Origin of the sequence: Enterobacteriaceae endosymbiont of Donacia fulgens (assembly GCF_012567545.1) — a bacterium.
In the GTDB taxonomy this organism is placed as follows: domain Bacteria; phylum Pseudomonadota; class Gammaproteobacteria; order Enterobacterales; family Enterobacteriaceae.
This window is the reverse complement of record NZ_CP046182.1, coordinates 103,049-122,506: the sequence shown is the minus strand read 5'-3', so window position 1 is coordinate 122,506 and position 19,458 is coordinate 103,049. Positions and strand designations below refer to the sequence as shown.

21 protein-coding genes and 2 tRNA genes are annotated in these 19,458 nt (G+C 20.5%); 15 read left to right on the top strand and 8 right to left on the bottom strand.

Annotated elements, in window-relative coordinates; all coding sequences use genetic code 11:
• The first annotated feature begins 16 nt into the window (after window positions 1–16).
• The 3 genes from GJU05_RS00640 to GJU05_RS00630 all read left to right on the top strand — a co-directional run bounded on the left by GJU05_RS00640 (window position 17) and on the right by GJU05_RS00630 (window position 3,221).
• Window positions 17–1,177: a phosphoglycerate kinase gene (locus GJU05_RS00640; protein WP_208753934.1), complete on the top strand. Its 1,161-nt coding sequence runs from the start codon at window positions 17–19 to the stop codon at window positions 1,175–1,177.
• A 67-nt stretch (window positions 1,178–1,244) separates the two neighbouring features.
• On the top strand, window positions 1,245–2,324 hold the full coding sequence (gene fbaA / locus GJU05_RS00635; RefSeq protein ID WP_208753628.1) for a class II fructose-bisphosphate aldolase: 1,080 nt from the start codon (window positions 1,245–1,247) through the stop codon (window positions 2,322–2,324).
• 63 nt (window positions 2,325–2,387) lie between these two features.
• The gene (locus GJU05_RS00630) at window positions 2,388–3,221 is read left to right on the top strand and encodes a mechanosensitive ion channel domain-containing protein (RefSeq protein WP_208753627.1); all 834 of its coding nucleotides are present in this window, start codon (window positions 2,388–2,390) and stop codon (window positions 3,219–3,221) included.
• A 32-nt stretch (window positions 3,222–3,253) separates the two neighbouring features.
• Here the strand turns inward: GJU05_RS00630 and GJU05_RS00625 are convergent.
• Window positions 3,254–3,327 (bottom strand) — tRNA-Asp (locus GJU05_RS00625).
• 45 nt (window positions 3,328–3,372) lie between these two features.
• Window positions 3,373–4,116 carry a DNA polymerase III subunit epsilon gene (dnaQ, locus tag GJU05_RS00620; protein WP_208753626.1) on the bottom strand — a complete coding sequence of 248 codons (744 nt, stop codon included), beginning with the start codon at window positions 4,114–4,116 and terminating at the stop codon, window positions 3,373–3,375.
• Window positions 4,117–4,155: 39 nt separating this feature from the next.
• Between dnaQ and rnhA the strand changes: the two genes are divergently transcribed.
• The 8 genes from rnhA to hisIE all read left to right on the top strand — a co-directional run bounded on the left by rnhA (window position 4,156) and on the right by hisIE (window position 11,877).
• Window positions 4,156–4,629 carry a ribonuclease HI gene (gene rnhA / locus GJU05_RS00615; protein ID WP_208753625.1) on the top strand — a complete coding sequence of 158 codons (474 nt, stop codon included), beginning with the start codon at window positions 4,156–4,158 and terminating at the stop codon, window positions 4,627–4,629.
• Window positions 4,630–4,763: 134 nt separating this feature from the next.
• The gene (gene hisG, locus GJU05_RS00610) at window positions 4,764–5,663 is read left to right on the top strand and encodes an ATP phosphoribosyltransferase (RefSeq protein WP_208753624.1); all 900 of its coding nucleotides are present in this window, start codon (window positions 4,764–4,766) and stop codon (window positions 5,661–5,663) included.
• Between the two features lie 4 nt (window positions 5,664–5,667).
• Window positions 5,668–8,079 carry a histidinol dehydrogenase gene (hisD, locus tag GJU05_RS02300; RefSeq protein ID WP_211080471.1) on the top strand — a complete coding sequence of 804 codons (2,412 nt, stop codon included), beginning with the start codon at window positions 5,668–5,670 and terminating at the stop codon, window positions 8,077–8,079.
• Window positions 8,080–8,106: 27 nt separating this feature from the next.
• Window positions 8,107–9,177, top strand: coding sequence for a bifunctional histidinol-phosphatase/imidazoleglycerol-phosphate dehydratase HisB (gene hisB, locus GJU05_RS00600; RefSeq protein WP_208753623.1), 1,071 nt, complete (start codon window positions 8,107–8,109; stop codon window positions 9,175–9,177).
• Window positions 9,174–9,764 carry an imidazole glycerol phosphate synthase subunit HisH gene (hisH, locus tag GJU05_RS00595; protein ID WP_208753622.1) on the top strand — a complete coding sequence of 197 codons (591 nt, stop codon included), beginning with the start codon at window positions 9,174–9,176 and terminating at the stop codon, window positions 9,762–9,764. The genes hisB and hisH overlap by 4 nt, the downstream gene beginning before the upstream one ends.
• 9 nt (window positions 9,765–9,773) lie before the next feature.
• The gene (locus GJU05_RS00590) at window positions 9,774–10,514 is read left to right on the top strand and encodes a 1-(5-phosphoribosyl)-5-[(5-phosphoribosylamino)methylideneamino] imidazole-4-carboxamide isomerase (RefSeq protein ID WP_208753621.1); all 741 of its coding nucleotides are present in this window, start codon (window positions 9,774–9,776) and stop codon (window positions 10,512–10,514) included.
• A complete protein-coding gene (gene hisF / locus GJU05_RS00585) occupies window positions 10,496–11,275 on the top strand; it encodes an imidazole glycerol phosphate synthase subunit HisF (RefSeq protein ID WP_208753620.1) in 780 nt (259 codons plus the stop codon). The genes GJU05_RS00590 and hisF overlap by 19 nt, the downstream gene beginning before the upstream one ends.
• On the top strand, window positions 11,269–11,877 hold the full coding sequence (gene hisIE, locus GJU05_RS00580; RefSeq protein WP_208753619.1) for a bifunctional phosphoribosyl-AMP cyclohydrolase/phosphoribosyl-ATP diphosphatase HisIE: 609 nt from the start codon (window positions 11,269–11,271) through the stop codon (window positions 11,875–11,877). The genes hisF and hisIE overlap by 7 nt, the downstream gene beginning before the upstream one ends.
• A gap of 75 nt (window positions 11,878–11,952) precedes the next feature.
• Here hisIE and hslU read toward each other — a convergent pair whose 3' ends face one another.
• A complete protein-coding gene (gene hslU / locus GJU05_RS00575) occupies window positions 11,953–13,272 on the bottom strand; it encodes an ATP-dependent protease ATPase subunit HslU (protein ID WP_208753618.1) in 1,320 nt (439 codons plus the stop codon).
• Between the two features lie 20 nt (window positions 13,273–13,292).
• Window positions 13,293–13,820: an ATP-dependent protease subunit HslV gene (gene hslV, locus GJU05_RS00570; RefSeq protein ID WP_208753617.1), complete on the bottom strand. Its 528-nt coding sequence runs from the start codon at window positions 13,818–13,820 to the stop codon at window positions 13,293–13,295.
• A 253-nt stretch (window positions 13,821–14,073) separates the two neighbouring features.
• Between hslV and tsaB the strand changes: the two genes are divergently transcribed.
• Window positions 14,074–14,754 carry a tRNA (adenosine(37)-N6)-threonylcarbamoyltransferase complex dimerization subunit type 1 TsaB gene (tsaB, locus tag GJU05_RS00565; protein WP_208753616.1) on the top strand — a complete coding sequence of 227 codons (681 nt, stop codon included), beginning with the start codon at window positions 14,074–14,076 and terminating at the stop codon, window positions 14,752–14,754.
• A 21-nt stretch (window positions 14,755–14,775) separates the two neighbouring features.
• On the opposite strand, the gene minE is transcribed toward tsaB, so the two are convergent.
• The 3 genes from minE to minC are packed head-to-tail and all read right to left on the bottom strand — an operon-like array spanning window position 14,776 to window position 16,673.
• Window positions 14,776–15,060 (bottom strand): cell division topological specificity factor MinE, encoded by a 285-nt coding sequence (gene minE, locus GJU05_RS00560; RefSeq protein WP_208753615.1) that lies wholly within the window; start codon window positions 15,058–15,060, stop codon window positions 14,776–14,778.
• Between the two features lies 1 nt (window position 15,061).
• On the bottom strand, window positions 15,062–15,871 hold the full coding sequence (gene minD, locus GJU05_RS00555; RefSeq protein ID WP_208753614.1) for a septum site-determining protein MinD: 810 nt from the start codon (window positions 15,869–15,871) through the stop codon (window positions 15,062–15,064).
• Window positions 15,872–15,905: 34 nt separating this feature from the next.
• A complete protein-coding gene (minC, locus tag GJU05_RS00550; protein WP_208753613.1) occupies window positions 15,906–16,673 on the bottom strand; it encodes a septum site-determining protein MinC in 768 nt (255 codons plus the stop codon).
• A gap of 187 nt (window positions 16,674–16,860) precedes the next feature.
• Here minC and rnt point away from each other — a divergent pair, with 187 nt between their 5' ends.
• Window positions 16,861–17,502, top strand: a complete 642-nt coding sequence (gene rnt, locus GJU05_RS00545) for a ribonuclease T (protein ID WP_208753612.1) — start codon at window positions 16,861–16,863, stop codon at window positions 17,500–17,502.
• Window positions 17,503–17,518: 16 nt separating this feature from the next.
• On the opposite strand, the gene grxD is transcribed toward rnt, so the two are convergent.
• Window positions 17,519–17,833, bottom strand: a complete 315-nt coding sequence (gene grxD, locus GJU05_RS00540) for a Grx4 family monothiol glutaredoxin (protein WP_208753611.1) — start codon at window positions 17,831–17,833, stop codon at window positions 17,519–17,521.
• Window positions 17,834–17,979: 146 nt separating this feature from the next.
• Between grxD and GJU05_RS00535 the strand changes: the two genes are divergently transcribed.
• Window positions 17,980–19,323 carry an MATE family efflux transporter gene (locus tag GJU05_RS00535; protein ID WP_208753610.1) on the top strand — a complete coding sequence of 448 codons (1,344 nt, stop codon included), beginning with the start codon at window positions 17,980–17,982 and terminating at the stop codon, window positions 19,321–19,323.
• A gap of 46 nt (window positions 19,324–19,369) precedes the next feature.
• A tRNA-Val gene (locus tag GJU05_RS00530) sits at window positions 19,370–19,442 on the top strand.
• Window positions 19,443–19,458: the final 16 nt, after the last annotated feature.

The window sequence follows — 19,458 nt, the reverse complement described above, 5'->3', positions numbered from 1 at the left end:
TAAATTAATAGGATTAATTACTATGTTAAGTATTTTAAATCTAAATATTAAAAATAAAATTTTATTAATAAGATCAGATTTAAATGTACCTTTAGATAAAAGGGGTAATATTACATCTGATATTAGAATCAGATTATCTTTACCTACTATAAAATATGCTTTAGAAAAAAAATCTAAAATTATTATAGCATCACATTTGGGAAGACCTATTGAAGGTAAATATAATTCTTTATTTTCTTTAAAAAAAATTGCTATATATTTAGAAAAAATTTTAAATCATAAAGTTATTTTAAAAAAAAATTATTTAAATGGATGTATTTTTAAAAAAAATGAAATTATTCTTTTGGAAAATGTACGATTTAATATTGGTGAAAAAGATAATAATGAAAAATTATCTAAAAAATATGCATCTTTATGTGATATATTTGTTATGGATGCATTTGCTACTTCACATCGTATGCATTCATCTACTTATGGAATTATAAACTTTGCTAAAAAATCTTGTGCAGGATTATTATTAATAAATGAAATAAAAAATTTAAAAAAATTTTTAAAAAATCCTATAAAACCTATAATTTCTATTATAGGAGGATCTAAAATATCTACAAAATTTAATGTTTTAAAAAAATTATGTAAATTATCAGAGAAAGTTATTGTAGGAGGAGGTATAGCAAATACATTATTATCATTAAATAATAATATTGGAAGTTCCTTATATGAACCTAATGCAATTTTATTAGCCAAAGAAATTAATAAAAAATATAAAAATATAATTCTCCCAATTGATTGTATAGTTAGTACATCTATTAGTAATGATTCTTTTATAAAAAATAAAAATATTGATAATATTTTAAAAAATGAAAAAATTCTTGATATAGGTAATAAAACTATAAATATAATTAAATGTGAATTAAAAAAAGCTGGAACCATATTATGGAATGGTCCTATTGGAGTTTTTGAATTTAAAAAATTTAGAAAAGGAACTGAAATTATTATTAAAACTATTAGAAATAGTAATGCTTTTTCTATTGTAGGCGGAGGAGATACTTTAGCTGCAGTAGAATTATTTAATTCTTTTGATAAAATTTCTTATATTTCTACAGGTGGAGGAGCTTTTTTAAAATATATAGAAGGAAATAAATTACCTGTTATATCTATATTAGAAAGTATTTCATAACATTTTATTTAAAATAAAATAATAAAATTGTTAACAATTAAAATTTTAATAGGGTAAAGTATATATTATGTCTAAAATTTTAAATTATATAAAACCTGGTGTTGTTGTTGGTCATGATTTACAAACCATATTTAAAATAGCAAAAGAAAATAAATTTGCTTTACCAGCTGTTAATTGTATAGGTACTGATTCTATAAATATAGTTTTAGAAACTGCAGCTAAAGTAAGATCTTCAGTTATTATTCAATTTTCTAATTCAGGAGCTTCTTTTATTGCAGGTAAAGGATTACAAATGATAAATCCACAATTAGCTCCTGTTATTGGTGCCATTTCTGGGGCTAAACATGTTCATAAACTTGCTAAATATTATGGTATTCCAGTGATTTTACATACTGATCATTGTCCAAAAAATAAATTATCTTGGATAGATAATTTATTAGATGAAAATGAAAAACATTATTTAATCCATAAAAAATCTTTATTTTCATCTCATATGATAGATCTTTCTAAAGAATCAATTAAAGATAATATTAAAATATGTAGTCATTATTTAAAAAGAATGTCAAAAATGCAAATGACATTAGAAATTGAATTAGGATGTACAGGTGGGGAAGAAGATGGTATTGATAATAGTAATATAACTAAAAAATCATTATATACTGATTATTATGATATAAATTATGCTTATGAAAAACTAAAATTAATTAGTTCTCAATTTATTATTGCAGCATCTTTTGGAAATGTACATGGAGTATATCAAACAGGACATGTAAAATTATTACCAAAAATTTTAAGAGATGCACAAATTTTTATTAGTAAAAAACATAATATTCCTAATAATTCTATAAATTTTGTATTTCATGGAGGTTCAGGTTCTTCATTATTAAAAATTAAAGAATCGATTAATTATGGTGTTGTTAAAATGAATATTGATACAGATACACAATGGGCTACATGGCAAGGTGTATTAAAATTTTATAAAAAATATGAAAAATATTTACAAAAACAACTTGGTAATCCAAAAGGTTTTAATAAACCAAATAAAAAATATTATGATCCTAGATCATGGATTAGAGCATCACAAATTTCTATGAAAAAAAGATTAGAAAAAACATTTAATGAATTAAATGCAATTAATATATTATAAAAAACAAATTATTTAAATTATAAAAAACAATACAAATTATTTCATAGAATGGATTATGAAAATATGAATAAATTTACTAGTGTATTAGATTTTATAAAATTGTGGATATTTAAAAATAGAGCTTTTATTTTATATCAATGCGAACATTTTGTTTTGGCAGGTATGATTTTATTTTTTGGATTATGGGGTGTAAAAATTGTTACGAAAACAACAAGGAATGTTTTTACTATTAGAAATATAGATCCAATTACAACTGGATTTCTTACAAATATTTTTAAATATAGTTTAACTATATTTGTTATAGTTAGTGCATTAAGTAGTATAGGATTAAAAACATCATCAATTTTTGCTGCTTTTGGAACTATAGGATTAGTAATAGGTTTAGCATGGCAAAGTGCTTTATCAAATTTAGCATCAGGATTATTAATTATTACATTCCGTATTTTTAAAGTTGGAGATTATATTAATATAGGTAATGTAACTGGTAAAATTACTAATGTTGAAATTTTTTGTACTCTTTTTAAAACATTTGATGGAAGTATTATATCTGTTCCTAATGGAAAAATACTTACGGAAAATATAATAAATTTTTCTAAATCTAATGAATATCGAAATAAAATTACTTTAGGTATTGCAAGAAATTTAATACAAAAAGATATTAATATGATTAAAAAAATTTTATTAGATACTGTTTCAGTAAATGAAAAAATAATAAAAAATTCAATTGTTAATGTTATTGTTGATGAAATTACTAATAATTCAATTAATTTTACTGTGTTTTTTTGGATTAACGATTTTATAAATAAAAAAGAAATTTGTTCAGATTTAATTAATATATTAAAAAATAATTTAGAATTATATAAAAAATCATGTGTATTATGGATTAATAATGATTAACATTATTATTTTTTATTCTAAAATAAATCATACGGTGCGAACGGGATTTGAACCCGTGACCCCCGGCGTGACAAGCCGGTATTCTAACCAACTGAACTATCGCACCGTAATTATTTTATAATATAGATAATATCTTTAATCGTCAATATTTTTATTTATTTTTGTTTTCCCATAAAGAAAAACCACATTTTTTTTTAATTAAATTTAATTTTAATTTATGTAATTTTAATTCTTCTTTAGAAGCATGTATAACTAATATGTTTTTTCTTTTTAGATTTTTATATAAAAATTTTAATTTATTATTAAATATATTATTTTTTTCTTTTAAAAATTTTAATTTAAATGAATTTTGTTTTGTAGTCATAAATAAAAAAACATAAGCTAATAATTTTGCATCTAATAAAGCACCATGTAAATTACGTTTACTTATATTAATATTAAATCTATTACATAAAGAATTTAATGAATTTCTTTTTCCTGGAAAAATATTTCGAGCTATTTTAAGCGTATCTGTTATTGTACAAATGTTTTCAATTTTAGGTATTTTTTTTTTTAATAATGATAATTCATAATTAATAAAATTAATATCAAATTGAGCATTATGAATAATCAGTTCCGCTCCTTTAATAAAATTAATAAAATTATCTAATATATCAGAAAAAATAGGTTTTTTAGATAAAAATTGATTAGAAATACCATGAATATTAAATGCTTCTTTACTTATAGTTCTTTGTGGATTTAAATATGTATGAAAATAATTTTTAGTAATATTACGATTAATAATTTCAATAATACCTATTTCTATAATACGATGTCCTATATAATATGGATAAGATAAATTCATCCCTGTTGTTTCTGTATCTAAAACTACTTGACGTATATTAATTTTTTTCATATTTGTTATATAAATAATATAAATTTTAATCAAAGTAATATGTATAAAAATATAAATATTTTTACTGATGGTTCTTGTATATATAATCCTGGTCCTGGAGGTTGTGCTGCTATATTACAATATCATAAATATGAAAAAGTTTTAACTAAAGGTTTTTTTTTTACAACTAATAATAGAATGGAATTAATGGCTTCTATTATTGCATTAGAATCTTTAAAAGAAAATTGTAATATTTATTTATTTACTGATAGTAATTATTTAAAACAAGGAATTACAATATGGTTGTATAATTGGAAAAAATATAATTGGATACGTAATAATAAAAAAATAGTAAAAAATATTGATTTATGGAAAAGATTAGAATTATCTTTATCTAAACATAATATTTGTTGGAAATGGATAAAAGGTCATTCATATAATAAAATGAATAATAAATGTGATAAATTAGCTCGTATTTCAGCAAAAAATCCTTTAAATCAAGATTTAGGATATATAAAAAAAATAAATAATTAAAATTTTTGCATAAAATTTTAAGAAAAATAGTTGTTATTTTTTTATAATTTATTTAAGTTTAATTAAAATAATTAATTTTTAACATAAAATTTAATTTTTAAAAATTTTAAATTTTAAAAAAAAAGGATAAAAGTATGCCGGATAACAATCGTTTACGCATAGCTATGCAAAAATCTGGTCGTTTAAGTAATGAATCTAGTAAACTATTAAAAAATTGTGGTCTTAAAATTAATTTACAACAACAAAAGTTAATAGCTTTTGCAGAAAATATGCCGATTGATATCTTAAGAGTACGTGATGATGATATTCCTGGATTAATTATGGAAGGTGTTGTTGATTTAGGTATTATTGGACAAAATGTTTTAGAAGAAGAAGTTTTAGCTAGGTTAGCAAGAGGAGATAATGCAAATTATTTAACATTACGTAAATTAAACTTTGGTATATGTAGATTATCTATATCAATACCTATTAACAAAAATTATACAGGATTACAATCTTTACAAAATGCTTGTATTGCAACTTCTTATCCTAATTTATTAAAAAAATATCTTGATAAACATCATATTACATTTAAATCTTGTATGTTAAATGGATCAGTAGAATTAGCACCTAGATTAGGTTTATCTAATGCTATTTGTGATTTAGTTTCAACAGGGGCTACCTTAGAAGCACATGGAATTAAAGAAGTAGAAATTATATATATTTCACAAGCATGTTTAATACAACGTTATGATAAAATAACAAATTTTAAACAACAATTAGTAAATAAATTGTTAGCAAGAATTAAAGGAGTTATTCAAGCAAGAGAATCTAAATATATAATTTTGAATGTTCCTAATAAGAAATTGAAAAAAGTAATGTCATTATTATCATATGTTAAAAATACGACTATTTTACCATTAATAGGAAATACTAAAAATGTAGTTATACATATGGTATGTAGTGAAACACTATTTTGGGAAAAAATGGAGAAATTAAAATTATTAGGTGCACATTCTATTTTAGTTTTACCTATTGAAAAAATAATGGAGTAATAAAATGAATATTTTAAATAATTTAATTTATTGGCATAATTATAATAAAGAACAAAAAAAAAAAATATTATCTAGACCAATATTTTTAATAGATAAAAAAATTAAAAATGATGTAACAAATATTTTAGAGAAAGTTAAAAATAAAGGAGATAGTGCATTAAAAAAATATAATTTTTTATTTGATAAAATAAATATTAATACTCTAAAAATAGATAAAAAAAAAATATATAATTCAAAATTTTATATAGATAAAGACATTAAAAATGCAATAATTAATGCATATAATAATATATATAAATTTCATAAATATCAAATTTTAAAAAAAAAAAAAATTGAAACTATATCTGGAGTATTTTGTTACCAAATTTATCGTCCCATATCAAAAATAGGATTATATGTACCAGGAGGTACATCTTCATTATTTTCTACTGTATTAATGCTAGGTATTCCAGCTAAATTAGCATTATGTCCTAATATTATATTATGTTCTCCAGCACCAATATCTAATGAAATTTTATTTGCTTCATATTTATGTAATATAGAAAATATTTTTCAGGTAGGTGGAGCTCAAGCTATAGCAGCAATGGCTTATGGGACAGAATCTATTAATAAGGTAGATAAAATTTTTGGACCAGGAAATTTTTTTGTTACAGAAGCTAAAAGACAAGTAAGTAATCAAAATAAATCTGATAAAAATATATCTATTGATATGCCAGCAGGCCCATCAGAATTAATGATTTTAGCTGATAAATCTGCAAATTACAATTTTATTGTAGCTGATTTATTATCTCAAGCAGAACATGGAATAGATTCACAAGTATTTTTAATTACTATTGAAGAAAAAATAGCTAAATTAGTTAAAAAAGAACTTTCTAAACAATTAGAAAAATTACCTAAAAAAAATATAGCAAAAAAGTCTCTTAATAATAGTTTTATTATTATAGTTAATAATATTGAAGAATGTATAAAAATAGTAAATGAATATGCTCCGGAACATCTTATTATCCAATGTAATAATTATGACAAAATTTTATCTAAAATTATTAATGCAGGATCAATTTTTTTAGGTCATTGGTCTCCTGAATCAGTAGGAGATTATGCTTCAGGAACTAATCATGTTTTACCTACTTATGGTTATGCGTCAACATATTCATGTTTAGGAATTTATGATTTTCAAAAAAGAATATCTGTTCAAAAATTAACAAAACAAGGATTATTAAATATTTCCGATACAGTAGAAATTATGGCAAAAAAAGAAAACTTATTCGGTCATAGTAATTCTATTACAGAAAGAAAAAAATATATTTATAAAAATTATTTTGATCAAAAAAAAAATAAAACAAGTAATAATATTTATAAAATAGTTAGAAAAAATCTTCTTAATTTTAATCCATATAAATCTGCAAGATTTTTATATAAAAATAATACTAATAATTTAATAGCATTAAATGCAAATGAATCTCCTATTACTTCTATTTTTTCTTTAAATAAAAAAATATTTAATAGATATCCAGAACCACAATCAAAAGAATTAATTAGTTTATATAGTAAATATGTAAATTTAAATACAAAAAATATTTTAATTACAAGAGGGGCAGATGAGGGTATTGATTTAATAATGCGTACATTTTGTAATAAAAAAAATGATAAAATACTATTTTGCCCACCAACATACGATATGTATCGTGTTACTGCTGAAATATTAGATATAAAATATATCATGATTAATAGTAATAATAATTGGGATTTAGATTTAAATAAAATTAAACAAAATCTTGATAATGTTAAAATTATTTTTATTTGTAATCCTAATAATCCAACTGGTAATTATATCGATAAAAATAATATAATAAAATTATTAGAATTAACAAAAAATAAAATAATTATTGTTATTGATGAAGCATATATTGAATTTTGTATAGATCAAACTTTAACTAATTTTATAAACAAATATAATAATTTAATTATATTAAGAACTTTATCAAAAGCATTTTCATTAGCAGGGTTACGTTGTGGATTTATTTTAACAAATAAATATATTATTGATATATTAGTTAAAGTTATTGCTCCTTATCCAATACCTGAACCTGTTATAGATATTGCAATACAATCTTTAAATTTAAAAAATTTAATTATTATGAAAAATAATGTAAAAACAATAATTAATAATAAAAAATGGTTAATAAAAAATCTTAATAATTGTAGTTGTATAAAAAATATATTTAATAGTTCAACTAATTTTATTTTAATAAAATTTCATGATTCTAAAATCATATTTAAAGAATTAATTAAAAGAAAAATTATTGTAAGAAATCAAAATCATGAAAAAAAATTAAATAATTGTTTAAGAATTACTATAGGAACATTTATTGAATGTAAAAAATTATTTTTTGAAATACAACAATTATCTCTTTAAAAATTTCATAAAAAAAGACTTTATTATATGCTAAAAAAAATACTTTTTATAGATAGAGATGGTACTTTAATATCTGAACCTAAAAAAAATTATCAAGTTGATAATATTAATAAATTATTTTTTGAAAAAAATGTTATTATTGCATTATCAAAATTAAAAAAATTTTCTTATTTATTTGTAATAATTACAAACCAAGATGGTTTGGGTAGTAAAAGTTTTTCTTATGAATCTTTTAATATTCCTCATAATTTTATGATTAATATTTTTAAATCTCAAGGTATTGAATTTGAAAACATTTTCATCTGTCCTCACTATTCTTATGATAATTGTATATGTAGAAAACCGAATACAACATTATTAAAAAAATATTTAAATAATAATTTAGATAATATAAATAGTTATGTTATAGGTGATCGTTTAACTGATATGCAATTAGCAAAAAATATTGGAGTTAATGGTATTTTATATAATCAAAAAACATGTAATTGGCTAGATATTTTAACTAAATTAACACCATTAAAAAGATATGCTACAATAAAAAGAATAACAAAAGAAACAATAATATATGTTGAATTATTTTTAGATAAAAAGGGTAAAAATAATATTAATACTGGAATTAATTTTTTAAATCATATGTTAGAACAAATAGCAATACATGGAGGTTTTATTTTAAATATTTACAGTAAAGGAGATTTATACATTGATGATCACCATACAATAGAAGATATTGCAATATCATTAGGAAAAACTTTTTCAAAAGCTATTGGTAATAAAAAAGGAATTAATAGATTTGGATTTTTATTACCCATGGATGAATCATTAGCTCAATGTTCAATTGATTTATCAGGAAGACCATATTTACAATATTATGTAAAATTTAAATATCAAAAAATTGGTGATTTAAGTACAGAAATGATTAAACATTTTTTTTATTCTTTATCATATTCTATGTCATGTAATATATACTTAAAAGTTACAGGAGAAAATGATCATCATAAAATTGAAAGCTTATTTAAAGCTTTTGGATGTTCTTTAAAACAAGCTATTAAAATAGTAAATAATACTACTATTCCTAGTTCAAAAGGAGTTTTAATTTGAAAATTGTTATTTTAGATACATCTTGTGGTAATTTTTACTCTTTACAATCTACTATAAAAAAAATAGGATTTAGTTCAAAAATTACAAATAAAAAAGATTTAATTCTAAATGCTGATAAAATTTTTTTACCAGGTGTTGGTTCTGCTAATTCTATAATAAAAAAATTAAAAAACGATAATTTAATAAAATTAATTCAAAACTGTAAAAAAGATATTTTAGGTATATGTTTAGGTATGCAAATCTTAGGAGAATATAGTGAAGAAAATGAAGGAATTTCTACATTAGGAATTTTAAATTATTCTGTAAATTTAATGAATAATAGAGATAAACCTATCCCACATATGGGATGGAATAAAGTACATAATATAATATCATCACCATTATTTCATAATATTAATCAAAATTCTTATTTTTATTTTTCACATAGTTATAATGTTAATATTAATAATTATACAATAGCTACTACTAATTATGAAAAAGAATTTAGTTCTGTTGTTAAAAAAGAAAATTTTTTTGGAGTTCAGTTTCATCCAGAAAGATCAGGAATTAATGGTATTCAATTAATTAAAAATTTTTTAAATATATAAAATTAAAATATGATTATCCCAGCAATTGATTTAATAAAAGGACAAGTAGTTAGATTACATCAAGGAAAATTTAATTTAAAACGTAAATATTTATATGAACCTTTATTTTATATAAAAAAATATATAAAACAAGGAGCTCAAAAAATTCATATTATAGATTTAGATGGAGCAAAAAATCCCCATAAAAAACAAATAATTTTATTAAAAAATATTTTTAAATATAATTTACCTCCTATACAATTAGGAGGAGGAATTAGATGTAAAAAAGATATAGATTTAATTTTTAATTTAATACCTAAAATACAAATTATATTAGGATCTTCTATTATTAAAAATTTTAAAAATGTACAAAAATGGTTTAAATTATATAATCCAAATTCTATAATTTTAGCATTAGATATTAAAATTAATAAAAAAAATGAAAAAATTGTTTTTATTAATGGATGGCAAGATAAAAGTAACGTAATTTTTGAAAATATTATTGAAAAATTTTTAGATTTAGGATTAAAACATGTCTTATGTACCGATATTTCTAGAGATGGAACTTTTTTAGGACCAAATATAAATTTATATACTGAAATAGTTCAAAAATATCCCCAAATTTTTTTTCAAGCATCAGGAGGTATTTCATCATTACAAGATATTATTAATTTAAAAAAAAGTGGAGTAAAACATATAATTATAGGAAGAGCTTTTTTAGAAAAAAAATTTACTATTCAAGAGGCTAATTTATGTTGGCAAAAAGAATAATACCCTGTTTAGATGTTTATAATAATGTAGTAGTAAAAGGAAAACAATTTAAAAATCATAAAGTTATAGGAGATATTTTGTCTTTAGCTAGTAAATATGATAAGGATGGAGCTGATGAATTAGTATTTTATGATATTACAGCATCTATTGATAATCGATTAGTAGATAAAAAATGGATATCAAAAATTGCAAAAATAATTAGTATACCTATTTGTATAGCAGGAGGTATAAAATCTATAGATGATGCTGCAAAAATATTACATTCAGGAGCTGAAAAAATATCAATAAATACTCCTGCATTAAATAACCCTTCTTTAATTACAAAATTATCTAAATATTTTGGTAAACAATGTATTGTTGTTGGAATAGATTCTTGGTATAACAAAAAAGATAAAAAATATTATGTATATAAATATACTGGTAATAAAAAAAATATAAAAATAACTAATTGGGAAACAATTGAATGGGTAAAAAAAGTACAAAAATTAGGAGCAGGAGAAATAGTATTAAATATGATGAATCAAGATGGATTATGTTCAGGATATGATATAGTACAGTTAAAACAAATAAGAAAAATTTGTCAAATTCCTTTAATTGCTTCTGGTGGAGCAGGTTCTTTTAATAATTTTTATGATGTTTTTCATAAAAAAGTAAATGTTGATGGTGCTTTAGCTGCATCAGTATTTCATAAAAATATAATTAATATTAATATTTTAAAAAAATTTTTACATAAAAAAAATATTGAGGTTAGAATATGTTAAAACAAAATATTTTAAATACTTTAAATTGGACTAAAATAAATGGATTAATTCCTGTTATTATACAACATAAAATTTCAGGTCAAATTCTTATGCATGCATATATGAATCAAAAAGCTCTTCAAATAACATTAAAAACTAAAAAAGTTACATTTTTTTCCAGAACTAAAAATAAGTTATGGACAAAAGGAGAAACAACAGGTAATTTTTTATATGCAAAAAAAATTACTACAGATTGTGACAAAGATACATTACTTATTTTAGTAAAATCCGTAAATAAAACATGTCATTTAAATGAATATAGCTGTTTTAAAAATACTATATCAGATTTTACTTTTTTATATTTACTAGAAAATATTTTAAATAAAAAAAAAAGTTCCATAGAACCTTCATATACCTACAAATTATATCAAAGTGGATTAAAGAGAATTACACAAAAAGTAGGAGAAGAAGCTATAGAAACTATTATAGCTGCAAATGATAATAACAAAAAAGAAACTATGCAAGAAGCAGCCGATCTAATTTATCATTTAATAGTTTTATTAAAAATAAAAAATATTAACTTATATGATATTATTAAAATTTTAAGAAAAAGAAATTCTTAATTTTAATTATTTTAAATAAAATAAAATAATTTTTATTTTTTATTTATATACTTTATATATATAATTTAAAATTTTTTATAAAATATATCTGCTAATATCTTCATTAATTATTAATGTATCTAGGTGTTTACTGACATAATTTTTATCTATAATAATAGATTTATTATAGTATTCATTAGCATTATAAGAAATATCAGACATTAAATGTTCTAAAACAGTATGTAATCTTCTAGCTCCTATATTTTCTGTTGTTTCATTTACTTTCCATGCAGATTCTGCAATTTTTTTTATACCATCTTCAGTAAAAATGATATTAACTTTTTCAGTTTCTAATAACGCTTTATACTGTATTGTTATAGATGTATCTGGTTCTATAAGAATTCTTTTAAAATCATTACTAGTTAATGCTTTTAACTCTACTCTAATAGGTAATCTACCTTGTAATTCTGGAATTAAATCAGAAGGTTTAGATATTTGAAATGATCCTGAAGCAATAAATAAAATATGATCTGTTTTAACCATCCCATGTTTTGTTGATACTGTACATCCTTCTACTAAAGGTAATAAATCTCTTTGCACTCCTTCTCTAGAAATATCTGAAGATACATTATTACTTCTTCTACAAATTTTATCGATTTCATCTAAAAATACAATCCCATTTTGTTCTACTGCTTCTATAGCTTTTTGTTTAATATCTTCATTATTAATTAATTTACCAGCCTCTTCTTCTATTAATAATTTAATAGCATCTTTAACTTTTAATTTACGTTTTTTTTGTTTATTACCTCCTAAATTTTGAAATAATGATTGTAATTGACTAGTCATTTCTTCCATACCTGGAGGAGCCATAATTTCAATACCCATAGGGGTGCTAGCTACATTAATTTCAATTTCTTGATTATCTAATAATCCATTTTTAAGTTGAATTTTTAATTTTTGTCTTATAGATTCAATATTATCATCTTTATTCCAATTACTTTTATTAGAAATTAAAACATTTAAAATTCTTTCTTCTGCCATTTCTTTTGCTCTATAACAATTTTTATTAAATGCTTGTATTCTTATCATTTTTATAGCTACATCTGTTAAATCACGAATAATAGAATCTACTTCTTTTCCAACATAACCAATTTCAGTAAACTTAGTAGCTTCTACCTTTATAAAAGGTGCATTAGCTAATTTAGCTAATCTACGTGCAATTTCTGTTTTTCCTACCCCTGTAGGTCCAATCATTAATATATTTTTTGGAGTAACTTCTTGTCTTAAATTTTCATCTAGTTGCATGCGACGCCAACGATTTCTTAATGCTATAGCAACAGCTTTTTTTGCACTTTCTTGTCCAATAATAAATTTATCTAATTCTTTAACAATTTTTTTTGGGGTCATCTCAGACATAATTAGCATTTTCCTCATGCTTATTTACATGGTAATTTTTCAATAGTAAAATTATGATTTGTATATATACAAATATCTCCTGCTATTTTTAAAGATTTTTTTACTATTTCATATGCATTTAAATTAGTATTTTCAAATAAAGCACGAGCTGATGCTTGTGCATATGGTCCACCAGAACCAATAGTTACTATATTATTTTCAGGTTGGATAACATCTCCACTACCTGTAATTATTAAAGAAGTAACTTTATCTGCAATTACTAATAAAGCTTCTAATTTACGTAAAATACGATCAGTTCTCCAATCTTTAGCTAATTCAACTGCTGATTTAGTTAAATTTCCTTGATATACTTCTAATTTTTGTTCAAATAATTCGAAAAGAGTAAAAGCATCTGCAGTACCACCAGCAAAACCTGCAATAACTGTATCATGATATAATTTACGAATTTTTTTGACATTTCCTTTCATTATAATGTGACCAAGAGTTGCTTGTCCATCACCACCAATAACTACATTCCCATTTTTCCTTACACTAACTATTGTTGTCACGAGTTTTATTCCTTACTTTAATTATTATTTATTTTATATTTTATAATAATTATGTAAATAATTTTATTATAAATAAAATTTTAATAAAATTATTAATTATTAAATTTATTATAAATTTAAATATTTAACATTTTATTTTATAAAATAATATATTATAATTATTTGATAGAATAGTTTGAATTGTTATTAAAACACTGAAATTATAACATAATTTAAATTTTAAACAATAAATTTATTTTTAAATCAGAGATATATGTATAAAAATATTTTAACTATTGATACATCTACAAAATATTGTTTAGTAATTTTAAAAAATAATGGAATTATTTATAAAAAAATTCAATTTTGTCCTTTTTTACATATTAAATATATATTATTTTTAATTAATAGTATTTTAAATGAAACTAATGTATTATTATCTGAAATAAATTTATTAGGATATAATTTAGGACCAGGTAATTTTACAAGTATAAGAATAGGGATAGCAACAATAGAAAGTATTTCTTATGCTTTAAATATTCCTAAAATAGGAATATCACATTTAATGATTTTAGCAGAAAAATCTTGGAAAATAACAGGGATTAATCAAATAATAACTATTATAAAATGTAATAAAGAATTTTTATATTTTTCTTTATATAAAAGAACTAAAAAAGGTTTATGGATTGGTAAAAATAATGAATGTTTATTAAAATATAATGATGTTATAAATAAAATTTTATTATTAAAAGGAATATGGGCATTAATTTCAGATATAAATAAATATTTAAAATATAATATGAAATTAATATTAAATAAAAATTTAAAAATATCTTTTATTAAAAATCAAATTTCTTCTTCAGAAGAAATTATTAATATTATTAATAATATGTTATTAAATAAAAAAAAAATTAAAAACAATTACGTTATTAATTATATTAAAAATACATTTTAAATATAAATTTTTTAGATATTATTATTTTTTTATTTTTTTAACGCATTCTTTAGTTTTAGGTAATTTAATATTTAATTCTAATGTTGATATATTATTTTTATTATCATCTAATTCTATAATAATCATATTAGGATTAATTTTAACATATTTAGAAATTACTTTTAATATTTCTTGTTTTAACTGCATTATATAATAAGGATATACATATCCTTTTTTTGATTCTTCTGATATAATAATCTGTAATCTTTTTTTAGCAATATTAGCAGTTTTTTTTTTTTTTGATAAAAAAAAATTAATAAAATTCATATTATCTCCAAAACAAACGTTGTAAAAAACTTTTTTTTTCACTTTTTATAAAACGTAAAGGAATTTTCTCTCCTAATAAACGTTTAACAGTATCATTATATGCTAGGGAAGCATTAGAATCTTTATTTAAAATTATACTTTTACCTTGATTTGATGCTCTTAAAACTAAAGGATCTTCTGGTATAACACCTATTATTTTGATACCTAAAATTTCAATAATATCATCAATACTTAACATATCTCCACAATCTACTCTTATAGGATTATAACGTGTTAATAATAAATATTCTTTAATAGGTTCTTCTCCATATTTTGCTCTTTTTGATTGAGAAGAAATAATACCTAATATTCTATCAGAATCTCTAATAGAAGAAATTTCAGGATTAGTAGTAATAATAGCTTCATCTGCAAAATATAATGCAGTTAAAGCCCCAGTTTCAATACCTGCTGGTGAATCACAAATTATAAAATCAAAATTCATTATATGTAAGTTTTTAAAAATTATTTCTACACCTTTATAAGTTAAAGCATCTTTATTTTTTGTTTGAGAGGCAGGTAAAATATACAAATTTTTATTTTTTTTATCTTTTATTAAAGCTTGATTTAATGTTGCTTCTCCTTGTAAAACATTAATAAAATCATATACTACTCTTCTTTCACATCCCATGATTAAATCAAGATTACGTAATCCAATATCAAAATCAATAACAGCAGTTTTTTTACCATATTTAGCTAATCCTGTAGCTATAGCTGCACTAGAAGTAGTTTTTCCTACTCCGCCTTTACCTGAAGTAACAACAATTATACGCATTAGAATTTCCTTTAATAATAAATTTAAATAAAGTTTAATTACATGATTTTATTGTTAATACTTTATTCTTTAAATATATTCTTGATGATTTTCCTAAAAAATTATTAGGAATTTGATCTTGAAGTAAATATTCACCAGCAATAGATAATAATTCAGCAAATAATTGAGTACAAAAAATTTGACAATTCTTATCTCCATTAGCTCCAGATAAAGCTTTTCCTCTCATGAACCCATAAACATGAATATTACCATCTGCTATTAATTCCGCTCCTGTACTAACATTATTTATGATAATTAAATCACTATTATAAGCATAAATTTGTTGTCCAGATCTAATTGGATTATAAATAATTTTACTTTTATTATAAGTAAAATTTTTATTTAATGATAAAGAACTTTTTTCCTTTATTATTTTAATAATAGATTTTTGTGTTATATTATGAATATTTTTTTTTTGATCTTTAAAATCATTATTTTGAATTTTTTTATTATTTTTATTATTTGTAAATAAAATAGGTATACCAGTATTATTTATACTTTTAATTATATTTTTATTATTACAACCACTTACTCCTATAATATTAATTCCTGTAGAAATAATAGCATTATAAACTTTTTCCCAATTTATTTCATTTTTTATATAATTAATATTTATAATAACTGATATTTTTTTAAAGAATATAGGAGAATGATTTATTTTTTTTTTAATTGCATTAAATATAAGTTCAGGTTGATTATTATATAAATAAATTACATAAAATGAAAAATTATTTTGTTTAAATTTAATTATTTTTGTTAACATTTTTATCGCCTTTAATTAACTAAAATCATTCTTATTTAAAATAATTTTATTAATTACATTAATATTTTTTAAAATATAAACATATATAAAATATTTTATACTTGTAATTTTTTTAATAAAAGTATAATTTATTTATGTATATAATATTAATATAAAATATATTTAAATAAAAATTTAAAGAATAAAAATGAATAACTTATCAAAATTAGATCTATTATCTTATAGATTTAGAGGTTTTTATCCTGTTGTAATTGATATTGAAACTTCGGGATTTAATTCTAAATCTAATGCTATATTAGAAATAAGCTTAATAACATTAAAAATGCATAACGGTTGGTTAGAAACTAATGAAACATTACATTTTCATATTTTACCTTTTAAAGGATCAAATATTTCGCCAGAAGCACTAGCTTTTAATGGTATTAATATAAACACCTCTTTAAGAGGTGCTATAACTGAAAAAAAAGCCTTAAAAATAATTTTTAAAAAAATTTCTCAAGATTTAAAAATAAATAAATGTAAAAAAGCAGTTATAGTAGCTCATAATGCAATTTTTGATCACAGTTTTATTATGGAAGCTGCAAAACGTACAAAATTAGAAAATAATAATCCTTTTCATTCTTTTGTCATATTTGATACAGCATCAATGTGTGGATTAATTTTAGGTCAAACTGTTCTAGCCAAATCATGTTATGCAATTGGTATTCCATTCGATAATAATCAAGCACATTCAGCTTTATACGATACTAATCGTACTGCTAAATTATTTTGCAGATTAGTTAATAAATGGAAAAAAAAAGGTGGATGGCCTCCTTCTTCTTTTCCTTAATTTTTATAAGTATAAATTATTCTTTTTTAAAATTTAAAATATCTTTTAATTTATTATTATAATGTAATGTATATAATATATCATAACCTCCTATTAATTTATTATCAACCCATAATTGAGGAAATGTTGGCCAATTAGCATATTTAGGTAAATATTTTCTAATATCAGGATATTTTAAAACATCAATATAAGTAAATTTTATTTTATAAAATAAAATAATTTTTACAGCTTTATCAGAAAAACCACATTGAGGATGTATTGGATTACCTTTCATATATAAAATAATAGGATTATTATTAATTTGTTTTTTAATTTTATTAAAAATTTTCATAAAATTCTCTATTTTATTTATTATAATAAAATAATTAAATTAAAATAATTATATATATAATAATTTAAAGTTTTTTAAAAGTAAAATATTATTTATTTCATAAAATTTATTTTTTATAAATTTTAATAAAATAAAAAAGGTTATATGTGCAAAAATATTTAATTGAAATAAAAAAATTGTTTAATATTACTATACCAATAATTTTAACACAAATAGCTTATATTTTAATAAGCATTATTAATATGATTATGTCAAGTTCTTTTAATAAAATTGATATAGCAGTATTATCAATAGGAGTATCAATTTGGTTACCAATAATATTATTTGGCCATGGTATTTTTTTATCTTTAATTCCTATTATTACAAAATTATATATATCTAATAATAATAAAAAAATAATAAATTATATTAAACAATCATATTTATTAGCAATAATTTTATCATTAATTATGATGTTTATTTTATATCAAATAAATTATTTAATCTTATTATTATTTCATAATAAAATTTTTATTTTTAAAATTAAAAAATTTATAAATATTATTATTTGGAGTATACCAGGATATCTATTATTACAAATATTACGTTGTTTATGTATATCATCATCATTAATGATACCTGATATGATTATCAGTTGGATTGGAGTAATTTTATATATTCCAATTAATTATATTTTAATTTATGGATTTAGTTATATACCTCCATTAGGAGTTTTAGGATGTAGTTTTTCTATAGTATTAATATATTGGATATTATTTCTTATAACAATAATATGGATGTCTAAATCAATTTATTTTAAAAAAATTAATTTTTTTAATTTTTCAAAAAATCTAGATTTTAAAATTTTAAAAAAAATTCTAAAATTAGGATTACCTATTGGTTTATCTATTTTTTTTGAAATTACATTATTTAGTATTGTTTCTTTATTAATATCATTATCTATGGGGATAGATGATATTATTAGTCATCAAATAGCTATAAATTTTAGTTCTTTAATTTTTATTATTCCTTTATCATTAAGTATTGCTACTACTATATTAATAGGATTTTATTTAGGTTTAGGTCATACAAATAAAGCAAAAATTATTAGTTGGATTTCACAAATTATAGGCATAATAATATCTATTTTTACTATTTTAATAAGTATTTTTTTTAGAAAAAAAATTGCTAAATTATATAATCCTAATAAAAATATTATAAATTTATCATCTCATTTAATACTATTAGCTTCTATTTATCAATTTTCAGATTCTATTCAAATTATTGGATCTGGTATTTTAAAAGGATATAAAGATACTAAATATATTTTTTTTATTACATTTATATCTTATTGGATTATAAGTTTACCTATTGGATATATTTTATCTGTTACTAATTTTATTACTTCTCGTCCTATGGGACCATCTGGTTTTTGGATTGGATTTATAATTGGATTAACAGTTTCAGCAATATTAATTTTAATACGTATTGTAAAAATACAAAAAAATTGATTATTATATATTTATAGTATATTATTATTTAATTAATACTCTTTATGCGTTCTTAACTCAGTGGTTAGAGTGTCACTATGACATGGTGAAAGTCAGAGGTTCAAATCCTCTAGAACGCATAAATATATTTAAAAT